Origin of the sequence: Streptomyces crystallinus (assembly GCF_039521265.1) — a bacterium.
Classification (GTDB): Bacteria; Actinomycetota; Actinomycetes; order Streptomycetales; family Streptomycetaceae; genus Streptomyces; species Streptomyces crystallinus.
In genome coordinates, this window is the sequence record NZ_BAAACA010000016.1 from 32297 (window position 1) to 46835 (window position 14539).

General features: G+C 73.6%; 11 protein-coding genes. 7 read left to right on the top strand and 4 right to left on the bottom strand.

What is annotated here, in order from left to right; all coding sequences use genetic code 11:
- Positions 1–81: 81 nt before the first annotated feature.
- Together ABD236_RS16310 and ABD236_RS16315 are read left to right on the top strand one after the other, a co-directional pair.
- Positions 82–2409, top strand: coding sequence for an outer membrane protein assembly factor BamB family protein (locus ABD236_RS16310; RefSeq protein WP_344074423.1), 2328 nt, complete (start codon positions 82–84; stop codon positions 2407–2409).
- A gap of 222 nt (positions 2410–2631) precedes the next feature.
- The gene (locus ABD236_RS16315) at positions 2632–3156 is read left to right on the top strand and encodes a hypothetical protein (protein ID WP_344074424.1); all 525 of its coding nucleotides are present in this window, start codon (positions 2632–2634) and stop codon (positions 3154–3156) included.
- Between the two features lie 26 nt (positions 3157–3182).
- On the opposite strand, the gene ABD236_RS16320 is transcribed toward ABD236_RS16315, so the two are convergent.
- Genes ABD236_RS16320 through ABD236_RS16330 form a run of 3 tightly spaced genes read right to left on the bottom strand, consistent with a single transcriptional unit; the run spans position 3183 to position 5537 of the window.
- Complete coding sequence (locus tag ABD236_RS16320) at positions 3183–3959, bottom strand: enoyl-CoA hydratase/isomerase family protein (protein WP_344074425.1); 777 nt, start codon at positions 3957–3959, stop codon at positions 3183–3185.
- Complete coding sequence (locus tag ABD236_RS16325) at positions 3956–4393, bottom strand: Zn-ribbon domain-containing OB-fold protein (RefSeq protein WP_344074426.1); 438 nt, start codon at positions 4391–4393, stop codon at positions 3956–3958. The genes ABD236_RS16320 and ABD236_RS16325 overlap by 4 nt, the downstream gene beginning before the upstream one ends.
- A 1-nt stretch (position 4394) precedes the next feature.
- The gene (locus ABD236_RS16330; RefSeq protein WP_344074542.1) at positions 4395–5537 is read right to left on the bottom strand and encodes a lipid-transfer protein; all 1143 of its coding nucleotides are present in this window, start codon (positions 5535–5537) and stop codon (positions 4395–4397) included.
- Between the two features lie 154 nt (positions 5538–5691).
- Here ABD236_RS16330 and ABD236_RS16335 point away from each other — a divergent pair, with 154 nt between their 5' ends.
- A complete protein-coding gene (locus ABD236_RS16335) occupies positions 5692–7293 on the top strand; it encodes a FadD3 family acyl-CoA ligase (protein ID WP_344074543.1) in 1602 nt (533 codons plus the stop codon).
- Between the two features lie 165 nt (positions 7294–7458).
- On the opposite strand, the gene ABD236_RS16340 is transcribed toward ABD236_RS16335, so the two are convergent.
- Positions 7459–8676 carry an amidohydrolase family protein gene (locus tag ABD236_RS16340; protein ID WP_344074544.1) on the bottom strand — a complete coding sequence of 406 codons (1218 nt, stop codon included), beginning with the start codon at positions 8674–8676 and terminating at the stop codon, positions 7459–7461.
- Between the two features lie 349 nt (positions 8677–9025).
- On the opposite strand from ABD236_RS16340, the gene afsR reads away from it, so the two are divergent.
- The 4 genes from afsR (at position 9026) to ABD236_RS16360 (ending at position 14530) form a co-directional block, all read left to right on the top strand.
- Positions 9026–11992 carry an SARP-family global regulator AfsR gene (gene afsR / locus ABD236_RS16345; protein WP_344074427.1) on the top strand — a complete coding sequence of 989 codons (2967 nt, stop codon included), beginning with the start codon at positions 9026–9028 and terminating at the stop codon, positions 11990–11992.
- Positions 11993–12294: 302 nt separating this feature from the next.
- Positions 12295–12615, top strand: coding sequence for a hypothetical protein (locus ABD236_RS16350; RefSeq protein WP_344074428.1), 321 nt, complete (start codon positions 12295–12297; stop codon positions 12613–12615).
- A 422-nt stretch (positions 12616–13037) separates the two neighbouring features.
- Entirely contained in the window at positions 13038–13445 is a 408-nt protein-coding gene (locus tag ABD236_RS16355; RefSeq protein WP_344074429.1) for a PaaI family thioesterase, read from the top strand.
- Positions 13446–13624: 179 nt separating this feature from the next.
- Positions 13625–14530 (top strand): LLM class F420-dependent oxidoreductase, encoded by a 906-nt coding sequence (locus ABD236_RS16360; protein ID WP_344074545.1) that lies wholly within the window; start codon positions 13625–13627, stop codon positions 14528–14530.
- Positions 14531–14539 lie beyond the last annotated feature (9 nt).

Genomic DNA, 14539 nt, shown 5'->3' on the forward strand with positions numbered 1-14539 from the left:
CGGGGTGCCGCGTGAGACGCTGCACGGGGCCTTGTTGCGACGCGTTGATACTTAAGGCCCGTACGGGGAGGTGGCAGGCAAGTGGAGCAGCTGACGCAGCACGACCCGAGGCGGATCGGCCCCTTCGAGGTGCTGGGACGGCTCGGTGCCGGCGGCATGGGGCTGGTCTATCTGGCGCGCTCGGCGTCCGGCCGCCGCGTGGCGATCAAGACGGTGCGCACGGAACTCGCCGAGGACCAGTTGTTCCGGGTCCGCTTCACCCGCGAGGTGGAGGCGGCCCGGGCCGTCAGCGGCTTCTACACGGCGGCCGTCGTCGACGCCGACCCGCGCGCGGCCGTGCCCTGGCTGGCCACCGCGTACGTACCGGCGCCCTCGCTGGAAGAAATAGTGAACGAGTGCGGGCCGCTCCCGGCCCAGGCCGTGCGCTGGCTCGCGGCCGGTATCGCCGAGGCGCTCCAGTCCATCCACGGGGCGGGCCTGGTCCACCGCGACCTGAAGCCGTCCAACGTCCTGGTGGTCGAGGACGGCCCCCGGGTGATCGACTTCGGTATCGCCTCCGGGGTCTCCAACACCCGGCTGACCATGACCAATGTGGCCGTGGGCACGCCCGCGTACATGTCGCCCGAGCAGGCGAAGGACTCGCGCAGCGTCACCGGCGCCAGCGACGTGTTCTCGCTCGGCTCGACCCTGGTCTTCGCGGCGACCGGCCACGCTCCCTTCCACGGCGCCAACCCGGTCGAGACCGTCTTCATGCTGCTGCGCGAGGGCCCGGACCTGACGGGGCTGCCCGACGAGCTGCGGCCGCTGATCGAGTCCTGTATGCAGATGGAGGCCGCGCTGCGGCCCTCGCCCGAGGACCTCCAGGCGCAGCTCGCCCCGCACCTCTTCGGCGGCTCGGACGACAGCGGCACGGCGTCCGCGTGGCTGCCCGACCGCTCGGTGGCGATGATCGAGCAGCGCCGGGGCGGCGGCCGGGCCAAGCCGGTCGCCCAGCCGGTGGACCCCTCGCCGCCGCCGCGCCCGCCGTACCAGCCGCCGCAGCCCTCGCTGCCCGAGGCCGTGCCGGACGGGCCGGTGCGGCTCGCCGGGGCGAAGGTGCCGATCGGCCCCGGGCCCCGGGTGCTGGACGGGGCGCGCGCGGTGGCCGAGGCCAGCCCCGCCACGGGGTGGGTCAGATTCCCGGCCGGCGGGCCGCAGGCCAGACCGGACCGCCCCGCGGCGAACGGCGCCCCGGCCGCCCCGCCGCCGGTCCCCGCCCCCACCCGCTCGCCCGAGCCGCCCGGCCGCTGGCGGCCCTGGCGCTTCCGTATGTCGAACGACGTGTGGGGCACCCCCGCCGTGGCGGGCGATCTGCTCTACGTCACCTCCTTCGAGGTGCACGCGCTGGACGTGGGCAGCGGCCGGCGCCAGTTCAAGACGCGCGACGTGGCCTGGGCGATGGCCGTGGAGGCGGGCCGCATCCACGCCTCCGACGGGCCCACGCTGTACGCGCTGGACGCGACGGACGGCGGCGAGCTGTGGCGGCTGCCGGCCGACGCCTGGGTCTACGCCCTCAAGGCCGACCGGGGCACGGTCGTCACCGCGACCCGGGGCGGCGGAGTGCAGGCCTGGGAGGCGGCGAACGGCGAGAAGCTGTGGGAGATCACCGGCGCCCAGACCGACTTCGAAACGCCCGAGGCCGGTCCGGTGATCCACGAGGGCACGGTGTACGTGTGGCAGGACGCGCGGCTGCGCGCCCTGGACGCGCGTACGGGCGCCGAGCGCTGGTCGTACCCGGTGGGCGACGCGGCCTCCTGCGGCGGCGTCCCGGTCCGGCTGGCGCCCGCGCAGGACGGCTATGTGTACGTCTCGGCGGGCACCCGGGTCCTGTCGATCGACATCGGCAGCGGCCATGTCCGCTGGCACTTCGAGGCACCCGCGGTCTTCCTCTGCCCGCCGACCTTCGCGCCGGGCCCGGCGGTGGCCGGGGGCGGGGTGTACCTGGCGGACTACCTCGGCACGGTGTACGCGCTGGACGCGGCCACCGGCAAGGACCGCTGGCGCATCGCGACGGAGTCCCGCCAGTCCATCGAGCCGGTGCTGGTCGCGGACGGCAACATCCACGTGGGCAGCGGGAGCGCGCTGTACACCCTGGACGCGGTCACCTCCACCCCGAAGTGGCGCTTCGCGGCGGGGGCGGAGGTGGTGGGCGCGCCGGTGGTGGCCGACGGCCGCATCCACTTCGGCTCGGCCGACCACTGCCTGTACACGCTGGACGCGGCGGGGGGCCAGCTGCGCTGGAAGCTCGCCACGGGCGGGGAGATCACGGGCTCGCCCGTGGCCCGTAACGGGGTGGTGTACGCGTGCAGCAAGGACCGCTGTGTGTACGCCCTGGACGCGGTGAAGGGCACGGCGACGGGGAGCAGATAGCCCGGCCCTTGTCTGCGGCTGAGTGGTGGGTTACTCGCGCAGTTCCCCGCGCCCCTAAATACCTGGGGGCGCGGGGAACTGCGCGAGAAGCGGCCACCGGCCCGCGGCCGACGGACCACCTAGGGGCGCGGGGAACTGCGCGATCAGCCACCCACTCAGCCGCAGACAAAGGCCGGGCCCCTGCTACCGTGGCGCCGGTCTTCGCTACGGGGGTAGGACACGATGCTGGGTCGACGGACGAGGTTCACGGCCGTACTGGCGGGAGTGGTGCTGGCGCTCACCGGGTTCTCCGGCCACGGCCACGGCCACAAGAGCGGCGGCGACGGAGGCGGCGGCTGCTCCAACTCGCACAAGAGCAACGGCGGTTCGAGCTACCGCCACACCGATGACGACGACTACGGAAGCACCGGCGGCTCGGGCCGCACCTCCACCCCGACTCCGACGCCGACCGCCTCGGGGGCGCCCGCCGGGACGGTCGTCACCTGTGTCTCGCCCACCAGCGGCAGCCGCGCTGCCGTCACCTCGGCGACCGTGCGCGTCACCGCCGATCCGCAGGCCAGCGACAACCGGCGCTACCGCCTCCAGGTCGACTTCCTGGGCGCGGCCGACGAGAGGGTCGACAGCGGGTCCGTCTTCGTGACCCTCGACGCCGGGCAGTCGCGGGAGGTCGAGGTGCCGATGGAGGTGCCGACGCGGGTCGCCGAGGTCAGGGGATGCCGACTGGTGCAGGTCATGGAGTGGAGCTGAGCCCCGACCGGCCGTCTTTCTCCCCCTCACCGCACCCTGAACCCCTCCCCCCTCTCCCGCCCCGCGAACAGCTCCCCCTGCGCGCGCGGGGGCAGGTTCCCCAGCGCGATCAGCTGCGGCGCGTGCGCGAAGGCGTCCGTCAGGGTGCGGGCGCGGGTGGTCCACAGGGCGCGGACCGTGCCCTCCACCGCCGTCGGCGGGTACGAGGCCAGCGTCGTCGCGCACGCCAGGGCCGCCTCGACCTCTTCCCCCGGCGGCGTCACCTCGCTGACCAGCCCCGTCTCGTACGCCCTGCGTGCCGAGACCCGTTCCGCCGATCCCATCAGGGCCAGCCGCGCCACCTCCCCGTACGGCATGCGCGTGGCCAGGTACGCCGACTCGTACGCGTTGACCATCCCGTACGTCGTGTGGGGGTCGAAGAACGTCGCGTCCTCGGCGGCGATCACGAACTCCACCTCCCCCAGCAGATAGAACGCCCCGCCGCACGCCATCCCCCGCACCGCCGCGACCACCGGCTTCCACAGGTCGTTCGCCTTGGGGCCGATCGTGAGGAGGGGGTCGTCGATCGCGTACGGGGACGGCGGCTGCGGGACCTGGGCCGTGCGGTCGATGCCCGTGCAGAAGGCCTGCTCGCCCGCGCCGGTCAGGACGACCGCCCGTACCGTCTCGTCGTGGCGCAGGGCGCGCCAGGCCGCCGACAGGTCCGCCGCCGTCTCCAGGTCGATCGCGTTGTGCTTCTCGGGGCGGTTCAGCGTCACCACCGCGACGCCCGTCCTCTCGTCCCGTACGACCGAGAGGGTCATGGGCGCTCCAGCAGCCAGCGGGGGACGGTCATACCGCCCTCGGGCGCCTTCGTGAACGCCACCTGCACGCGCGCCCCGATCCGCAGGCGCTCCGGTGCCACCGAGTCGAGGCGCGCGTCCGGCTCGGCCACCACATTGCCCACCAGGCGGATCAGTGGGTCCTCGGCGAGCTCCACCACCACCGCGTTGTAGGGGGCCTGGGCCGCGTACTCCGGCAGCAGCGGGGGGTGGGGGAGGACGTAGGACCAGATGCGGCCGCGGCCGGACATCCGGCGCCACTCGCTGTCGAAGGAGTGGCAGTGCGGGCAGCAGGGCCGGGGCGGGAAGCGCAGCCGGCCGCAGCCGGGGGCCGCGCAGGCCTGGACGCGCAGTTCGCCCCGCTCGGCGTACTCCCAGAACGGGGCGCCGTCGTCGTCGGTCACCGGGGTCAGCATCTCAACTCCTCAGCAGGATCGCCGATGTGGGGACTCCTTCGCCCGCCGTGACCAGGCACGTCGCCGCGTCCGGGACCTGGGCGGTGGACGTGCCGCGCAGTTGCTTCACCCCCTCGTTGATGAGGTTGAAGCCGTGGACGTACGCCTCGCTGAGCCCGCCGCCGCCCGTGTTGAGGGGCAGGCGGCCGCCGATCTCCAGGGCGCCGCCCTCGGTGAAGGCCGCGCCCTCGCCGCGCCCGCAGAAGCCGTACCCCTCCAGGGAGAGCGGCACCAGCGGGGTGAACGCGTCGTAGATCTGGGCGACGTCGACGTCCTGGGGGCCGAAGTCGGCGTTTTTCCACAGGTGGCGGGCGGCGGTCCAGGCCGGGCCGGTCAGCGGGTCGTCGTTCCAGTAGTTGACCATGCCGTGGTGCTGGGCGGGCAGGCCCTGGGCGGCGGAGTGCACGTACACCGGCCGGTGGCGGCAGTCGCGGGCGCGCTCGGCGGAGACGATCACGCAGGCCAGCGCGCCGTCCGTCTCCAGGCAGTTGTCGAAGAGGCAGAGCGGCTCGCTGATCCAGCGCGAGGTCATATACATGTCGCGGGTCAGCGGGCGCTCGTACATGATCGCGGCCGGGTTCTGGTTGGCGCGGTTGCGGCAGGCCAGGGCGACGTTGAAGAGGTGGTCGCGGGTGGCGCCGTACTCGTGCATATAGCGGCGGGCCAGCATCCCTATCTCGTCCGCGGGGCGCAGCAGCCCGAAGGGGCGCGTCCACTGGGCGGGGGTGGGCAGTTGGACCGCCGTGTTGGTCCAGGGGCGCGGGCCGCTGCCCCGTTTGCGCGAGCGCCAGGCGACGCCGACGTTCGCCTGGCCGGTGGCGACGGCCGCCGCGAGATGGGCGACGGTGGCGCACGAACCGCCGCCGCCGAAGCCGACCTTGCCGAAGTAGGTGACATCGCCCGCGCCGATCGACTTGGCGACCTCCACCTCGTCGGTCTCCTCCATCGTGTACGAGGCGAAGCCGTCCACCTCGCAGGGCGGTATCCCGGCGTCGTCGAGCGCGGCGAGGATGGCCCGGCAGGCCAACTTCTTCTCGGAGTCGCCCAGTCGGCGGGCGAACTCCGTCTGCCCTATGCCCGCGATTGCCGTCGCGTCCTTGAGCATCGACACCCGCCACCTCCGCGATCGCCGTGTGCCATTGCCGCTGTTGCTGCTGACAGCGAGGAAGGGTACAGCTAATCTGACGGGTAGTCAGCTGCCGTGGGTGGGAGGGTTTGCCATGCGGGCCAACACGCCTCAGGACGTACCGCCTCAGGACATCCGGGGAGACCTGGAGTGGGGCACGGTGCCCGCGCTCGTACGGAGTGCCGCCGAGCGGTACGGACAGCGGGAGGCCGTCGTCGAGGGCCGCACCCGTGTCTCGTACGCGGAGCTGGGCGAGCGGGTCGAGCGGGCGGCGGCGGCCTGTATGGCGGCCGGGGTGGAGAGCGGCGACCGGGTCGCGGTGTGGGCGCCCAACACCCTGGACTGGATCGTCTGCGCGCTCGGCGCGGTCACGGCCGGGGCGGTGCTGGTGCCGCTGAACACGCGCTTCAAGGGGTCCGAGGCGGCGTATGTGCTCCGGCGCAGCCGCGCGAAGCTGCTGTTCGTGACGGGGACGTTCCTGGGCACCTCGTACGTGGCCACCCTGCGCAGCGCGGCCGGTGAGGGCGAGGGGGAGGGGCCGCTGCCCGGGCTCGCTCATCTGGAGCGGGTGGTGGTGCTGGCGGAGGACGCGCCGGAGTCCTTCTGGACCTGGAAGGACTTCCTGGCGGGCGGCGAGGGGGTGCCGGCGGCGGACGTACGCCGGCGCGCGGACTCGATCGACTCCTGCGCCCCCTCGGACATCGTCTTCACCTCCGGTACGACCGGGCGGCCCAAGGGCGCGGTGATCACGCATGCGCAGACCCTGCGGGGCTATGCCGTCTGGAGCGAGCTGGCGGGCCTGCGGGAGGGCGACCGCTATCTGATCGTGAACCCCTTCTTCCACACCTTCGGCTACAAGGCGGGGATCGTCGCCTGTCTGATGCGGGGCGCGGTGATGGTGCCGCAGCCGGTGTTCGACGTCGAGACGGTCCTGGCGAACATCGCCGCCGAGCGCATCTCCGTACTGCCGGGCCCGCCCACCCTCCACCAGTCCCTCCTCGACCACCCGGCGCGCGCCGCCCACGACCTGTCCGCGCTGCGGCTGGTGGTGACCGGCGCGGCGGTCGTCCCGCTGCGGCTGGTCGAGCGGCTGCGCACGGAGCTGGGGATCGGGACGGTGCTCACGGCGTACGGGCTGTCGGAGGCGAGCGGGATCGTCACGATGTGCCGGCGCGGGGACCCGGCGGAGGTGATCGCGGCCACGTCGGGGCGGGCGATACCCGGTACGGAGGTACGGGTGCTGGCGCCCGCCGGGGCGCCGGGGGAGGTGCAGGTGCGGGGGTTCAACGTGATGCGGGGGTACTTCGAGGACGAGGCGCAGACGGCGCTCGCGTTCACGGCGGACGGGTGGTTGCGGACGGGGGACGTGGGGGTCCTGGACGCGGCGGGCAACCTGCGGATCACCGACCGGATCAAGGACATGTTCATCGTCGGGGGCTTCAACGCGTACCCCGCCGAGATCGAGCAGGTGCTGGGCCTGCATCCGGAGGTGGCGGACGTGGCGGTGGTGGGGGTCCCGGACGCGCGTCTGGGCGAGGTGGGCCGCGCGTTCGTGGTGCGCCGGCCGGGGTCCTCACTGACCGGGGACGAGCTGATCGCCTGGGCGCGGCGGGAGATGGCGAACTTCAAGGTGCCGCGGGGGGTGGTGTTCTTGGGGGCGTTGCCGCGGAACGCGGCGGGGAAGGTGCTGAAGGTTGCCCTCCGGGAGTTCTCCCCCACCCCGCCCCTTCCCTGAACCCTCCGGGGGTGGGCGTGCCGTCCGCGAACCGACTGGCCGGGCCTTCGTCCGCGGGTGCGTGGCGGGCTGGTCGCGCAGTTCCCCGCGCCCCTAAATACCTGGGGGCGCGGGGAACTGCGCGGCCAGCCGCCCACTCAGCCGCAGACGAAGGCCGGGCCCCGCCTACCCCGCCCAGAGGCCGGATTCCGTCAAGCCCAGCAACCCGATCGCGTTCCCCCGCACAATCCGCTCCACCACGTCCCCCCGAAGGTGCGCCATCTGGGACTCGCCGACCTCCTTCGACTTCGGCCAGGTGGAGTCCGAGTGCGGGTAGTCCGTCTCGTACAGGACGTTGCCCACGCCTATCGCCCCCAGGTTGCGGAGCCCGAACGCGTCGTCGAAGAAGCAGCCGTAGACGTGTTCCGCGAAGAGTTCCGACGGGGGGCGGTGGACCTTGTCCGCCACTCCGCCCCAGCCTCGGTTCTCCTCCCAGACCACGTCCGCGCGCTCCAGGATGTAGGGGATCCAGCCGATCTGGCCCTCCGCGTACATCACCCGCAGCCGTGGGAAGCGCTCGAACTTGCCGCTCATCAGCCAGTCGACCATCGAGAAGCAGCAGTTGGCGAAGGTGATCGTGGAGCCGACCGCGGGCGGCGCGTCCGCCGATGTGGACGGCATACGGGACGACGAGCCGATGTGCATCGCGACGACCGTGCCCGTCTCGTCGCACGCCGCCAGGAACGGATCCCAGTAGTCGGTGTGGATGGAGGGCAGGCCCAGGTGGGGCGGGATCTCGGAGAAGGCCACCGCCCGCACGCCCCGCGCCGCGTTGCGCCGTACCTCCGCCGCCGCGAGCTCCGCGTCCCACAGCGGGACCAGGGTGAGCGGGATCAGCCGGCCGCGCGCCGCCGGGCCGCACCACTCCTCCACCATCCAGTCGTTGTACGCCCGCACCGACAGCAGCCCCAGCTCCCGGTCGGCCGCCTCCGTGAACGTCTGGCCGCAGAAGCGCGGGAAGGTGGGGAAGCAGAGCGCCGACTGGACGTGGTTGACGTCCATGTCCGCCAGCCGCTCCGGGACGCTGTACGAGCCCGGCCGCATCTGCTCGTAGGTGATCACTTCGAGGCGTATCTCGTCGCGCGAGTAGCCCACCGCCGTGTCCAGGCGGGTGAGGGGGCGGTGCAGGTCCTCGTACACCCACCAGTCGCCGACCGGGCCCTCGTCGCCCCGCTCGCCCATGACCGGCGCGAACTTCCCGCCGAGGAAGGTCATCTCCTTGAGGGGGGCGCGGACGATACGCGGGCCCGAGTCCCGGTACTTCGACGGGAGCCGGTCCTGCCAGACGTGCGGCGGCTCCACCGTGTGGTCGTCCACCGAGATGATCCTCGGGAAGCTCTCCACGGTCTCCACGGTCTCCATGGTGTCCATGGCCCTTCACGGTAGACCTGATCTGACGATCCGTCAGCTAGTTGGCCGGCCGCGCTTCGGGCGGAGGCCCCGGATCCGGCCCGCCCCGTGTATCGGTCGCACCTCGGCCACTCACCCGTCACTCCTCGGCCATTCACCCCCTGTGCCCCCGCCCCGTGACGGCCGCCCGGCCCCCGGAAGGCGCCTTGGACAAGCGCCGGTCACCTGTAACGAAAGTGTGCGGAGGCCTTGTGCGGAGCGTCACCCGTAGCTGACGCGCATGCCATGGACAGGGCAGACTGGCACGGGCATTACCAGCGCTACGGGGGCACAGGGGGTCGCTATGGACCGAAACGGCGAGCCGCGCATTCCGGAGCAGCGGGCTCCGGTCCCGGCAGCGGACGCCGGCCAGGCCGCGGACACCGCGGACCTGCGCTTCGGCGTGCTCGGACCCGTACGTGTGTGGCGGGGCCCCGAAGCCCTGCCGTCCGGCTCGCCGCAGCAGCGCGCCCTGCTGGCCGTGCTGCTGCTGCGCGACGGCCGCACCGCCACCTCCGCCGAACTGATCGACGCCATCTGGGGTGACGAACCGCCCTCGCAGGCGCTGGCGGCGGTACGGACGTACGCCTCGCGGCTGCGCAAGGCCCTGGGCCCCGGCGTGCTGATCAGCGAGTCCGGCGGCTACGCCATCCGGCTGCCCGCCGGGGTGCTCGACCTCGCCCGCGCCCAGGAGCTGGCCGCCCAGGCCGAGAAGGCACGGGCCGGCGGGGAGCAGACGCGGGCGCGCGAGCTGCTGAAGACCGCGCTCGCGCTGTGGACCGGCGAGCCGCTCGCCCAGATCCCCGGCCCGCACGCCGACACCGAGCGCACCCGGCTCGTCGAGTGGCGCCTCCAGCTCACCGAGGCCCGGCTCGACATGGAGCTGGAGGCCGGGTGCCACGCGGAGGCCGTCTCCGAGCTGACCGCGCTCACCGCCGCGTACCCGCTGCGCGAGCGGCTGCGGGAGCTGCTGATGCTCGCGCTCTACCGCAGCGGCCGCCAGGCCGAGGCCCTCGCGGTGTACGCGGACACCCGCAGACTGCTCGCCGACGAGCTCGGCGTCGACCCGTGCGCCGAGCTCTCCCGGCTCCAGCAGCGCATCCTCCAGGCCGACGAGGACCTGGCCAGGCCCGCCGAGGCGCCCGCCGCCCCGGCGCCCGTCAAGGCGGCCCAGCTCCCCGCGTCCGTGCCCGACTTCACCGGGCGTGTCTCCTTCGTCCAGGAGCTGTCCGCGCGGCTCGCCACCGCCGACACCACCGTGATGGCCGTCTCCGCGCTGGCCGGGATCGGCGGGGTGGGCAAGACGACGCTCGCCGTGCACGTGGCCCACGCGGCCCGCCCGCACTTCCCCGACGGCCAGCTGTACGTCGACCTCCAGGGCACCGGCCCGCGCGCCTGCGAGCCGGAGGCGGTGCTCGGCGCGTTCCTGCGGGCGCTCGGCACCCCCGACGCGTCCATCCCCGACTCGCTGGAGGAGCGCGCGGCCCTGTTCCGCTCCACGCTCGACGGCCGCCGGGTCCTGGTCCTGCTCGACAACGCGCGCGACGCCGCCCAGGTGCGCCCCCTGCTGCCCGGCACGGCGGGCTGCGCCGCGCTGGTCACCAGCCGGATCCGGATGCTGGACCTGGCCGGGGCGTATCTGGTCGACCTGGATGTGATGTCCCCCGAGGAGGCCCTCCAGCTCTTCACCCGGATCGTGGGCGAGGAGCGGGTGAGCGCCGAGCGCCAGTCGGCGCTCGACGTGGTGGCCGCCTGCGGCTTCCTGCCGCTGGCGATCCGCATCGCCGCCTCCCGGCTCGCCTCGCGCCGCACCTGGACCGTCTCGGTGCTCGCCGCCAAGCTCGCCGACGAGCGGCGCCGCCTGGACGAGCTCCAGGCGGGCGACCTCGCGGTCAAGGCCACCTTCGAACTCGGCTACGGCCAGCTGGAGCCCGCCCAGGCGCGCGCCTTCCGGCTGCTGGGCCTGCCCGACGGCTCCGACATCTCGCTGGCCGCGGCCGCCGCCGTACTGGACCTGCCGCTCCAGGAGACCGAGGACCTGCTGGAATCGCTGGTCGACACCAGCCTCGTCGAGTCGGCGGCCCCCGGCCGCTACCGCTACCACGACCTCGTACGGCTCTACGCGCGTGCCTGCGCCGAGCGCGACGAGGACCCGCCCTCCGAGCGGGCCGAGGCCATGTCGCGGCTGCTCGACTTCTATCTGGCCACGGCCGCCCGGGTGTACGCGATCGAGCGGCCCGGCGACCGGCTGGTGGAGCACCTGGCGCCGACCCAGTACCCCGGCCTGGTCTTCGCCGACGGGCACGCGGCCGTGGACTGGCTGTACGCGGAGGCGAACTGCCTGCTGGCGTGTCTGCACCAGTGCGCGGGCGACCCCGCGATGCTGCGGCGCGCGGTGGACCTGCTGTGGGCGGCGAAGGACCTCGCCGAGTCGGGGGCCAACTCGCGGCAGTACGAGACCACGGCGGCGGCGGTGCGCGACGCCGCGCACGAGGGGGGCGACGCGAGCGCCGAGGCGCGGGCCCGGCTCGCCCTGTCCACCGTGCTGCTCGTCTCCGGCCGCTTCGAGCAGGCCGACGAGGAGGCGCGGGTCTCCTCGCTGCTCGCCAAGGAGGCCGGCGACCCGATGCCGGCCGGGGCCGCGCCCACCGACCGCGGGATCATCGCGTTCTACCAGAACCGGCACGCCGACGGTGAGCGCTTCCTCCAGGAGGCGATCGACAACTACCGCGCCGACGGCAATCTGCCGGGCGAGGCGAGCGCGCTGTGCAACCTGGCGCGCATCCACGTGAACATGGGCCGCACCGCGAGCGCGGTGGAGCTCGCCCAGCGCGGGCTCGACATCTTCAGCGAGATGGGCCTGTCCCTGCGGTGCGCCAACGCCCGCTTCGCGCTGGGCATCGCGCTGACCCGCGCGGGCCGCCTCGACGAGGCCCTGTCCCAACTGGGCCAGGCCCTCCAGGTCTTCCAGGACAACCGCCAGCGGCTGTGGGAGGGCACCACCCACTTCCGGATCGCCGAGGCCCACTTCGCGGCGCGCCGCCCGGCCCGTACGGCCCAGCACGCCGAGCAGGCGCTGGCGCTGCGCTGCATCGGCGGCGAGTGGATGCGCGGCAACGTCCTGACGACGCTGGGCCGGGCCCTGGACCAGCTCGGCCAGGCCGACCGGGCGCGCGCCTGCTGGCGCGAGGCGCTGGCCATCTACGAGTCGACGGGCGCGGCCGAGGCCAAGGACGTACGGCAGCTGCTGAGCCCGATGGCGGCGGCGTAGCGGACCGCGGCCCCCGCCGCCATCAGGGCTTTCGCGGGGCCGTAGGCTGTGCCGCGCCCGGCGTCGGGGCGGCCTTCCCGCTGCTGTCCAAGGAGTTGCCGACGCCGTTTAGCCATCGTTTATCGCCCCTCGGCACTCTCTTACTCAACGATCCGCCGCGTCGGGGGGCAGGCGGGTCGACGGTGGGCCTCCCCGCTAGTGTGGACGGCCCTTGAAGTGCCCGTCCGGCGACCCTCGGGGGAGCCGCCGGGCGGGCACCGTTCACAGCACGACATGCAGCAAACTCAGGGGAGCTGAACACGATGAGTGACGGTAACAAGCCCGAGATCGGCGACACCACCACGCAGGAGAACCACGCGGGGAACCCGGGCTCCGGCGCGGGTACGGGCACGGGAACGATCCGCCCGATGGAGAACCACGCGGGCCTGCTCGGTGGCGACGCCACCATCAAGCCCCTTGAGAACCACGCGGGCCTGCTGGGCGGCGATGTGAAGCCGCTGGAGAACCACGCCGGGGTCATCGGCACGGGCGGCCCGGTCAAGCCCATGGAGAACCACGCGGGCCTGATCGGGACGGACGTGCTCAAGCCCCAGGAGAACCACGCGGGTTCCGAAGGCGCCTGAGTACCACTGCTGGCGGGGGCCGGCCGCGGCGAGCTGGAGGGGGCGTCGCGGCCGGGGACTCACGGGGGAACGTACGGGGGACGTACGGGGGAACACGGGGGAACCACCGGGCCACGGGGGAAACGGGGGCACGGGGGATCGCCGGGGACGCGTACTTGGGGGTGCGCGTCCCCGACGGGGGGAGCAACGGGGGAAGTACGGGGGAGCACGGGGGAACGGGGGAGGTACGGGGGAACAGGGGGGGGAGTACGGGGGAAGTACGGGGGAACCAAGCGCCCCGCGGCCGGACGTGCCGCGGGGCGCTTTGCCGTGCGGGGCGCGGGGGCCGGGGCCGGCGGTCGCGGCGCTGACGGTCGCGGCGCTGACGGTCCCGGCGCGGAGGCGGGCTTGCCCCCGCCCGTGGGCCCCGCCACGATCCCTCCATGGACCCGCAGACCGCACAGAAGATCCTGGCCGACAACTTCGCGCCCTGGGTGCTCGATCTGAAGCTGACCGTCGAGGACGTCGGCGCCCGGCACGCCGTGCTGCGGCTGCCGTGGGACGCGCGGCTGGCGCGGGACGGGGGAGGGATGTCGGGGCAGGCCATGATGGCCGCCGCCGACACCGCCACGGTGATCGCCATCTCCGCCGCCAGGGACGCGTACGGCCCCATGACCACCGTGCAGCAGTCGACCAGCTTCCAGCGGCCGGTCGTCGGCACGGACGTGCTGGTGGAGGCGCGGGTGACCAAGCTGGGGCGGCGCATGGCCTTCGCCGAGATCACCCTGACCGCCGAGGGGGCGGACGAGCCCGCGGCCCGGGCCGCCACGGTCTACGCGCTGCTGGACTGATCTCCGCCCACTCCTCCCGAGGCCGCCCGGACCCTTGTCTGACGGCTCATCAGATATCACGATGGGCTCGGACCAGTTGAAGTGACGAGGCGTCAGTTCAGGGCGTCCGTCCGGGCTGAGGAGGCGGCACCGTGGACCCGTCCGTGCGCATACCCACCGAGGGGCGGCTCTCGTACGGGATGCAGCTCCCCATCCAGTCCCAGAGCACCCTCTACGCCGAACCCTGGGAGGCCGGCGCCACCCCGGAGGACCTCGCCGAGATCGCGAGGGCCGCCGACCGCGCCGGCTTCCACTACCTCGCCACCTGCGACCACGTCGCCGTTCCCCGCCGGCTCGCGGGTGCGATGGGCACCACCTGGTACGACCCGGTGGCCACCCTCGGCTACCTCGCCGCCCTCACCACCCGCACGCTCCTCCTCAGCCATGTCGCCGTGGTCGGGCTGCGCCACCCGCTGCTCACCGCGAAGCAGTACGCGACCGTGGACCACCTCAGTGGCGGCCGGCTGATCCTGGGGGTGGGCGCCGGACACGTACAGGAGGAGTTCGACGTCCTCGGGGCGGACTTCACCCACCGGGGGGCCGTCCTGGACGAGACGGTCGACGCGCTGCGGGCCGCGCTCGGGCCGGAGGAGTTCCCAGAGTTCCACGGCGAGAGGTTCAGCTTCTCCGGGCTCGGACAGCGGCCCCGCCCGGCGCAGGAGCGGGTGCCCCTCTGGGTCGGCGGGTCCTCGCCCGCCGCCGTCCGGCGTGCCGCCCTGCGCGGCGACGGCTGGCTGCCGCAGGGCGACCCGCGCGACAAGCTGCCCCACCAGATCGCCCGGATCAGGGAGTTGCGCGAGCGGGAGGGGCTCACGGGTCCGTTCTGCGTGGGCGCCATCGCGGAACCCCTGTATGTGGGCGAGGCGCGGTGGGACCTGGGGCGCCGCACCCTCAGCGGCAAGCCGGACGCGCTCGCCGACTCGCTGCGCGAGTACGCGGCACTCGGCGTCCACCAGGTCCAGCTGCGCTTCCGCTCGCGCGGCCGCGCCGAACTCACCGACCAGATAGCGGCCTTCGCCGCCGACGTCGCACCCCACCTCAGTTAGGGAGTACGG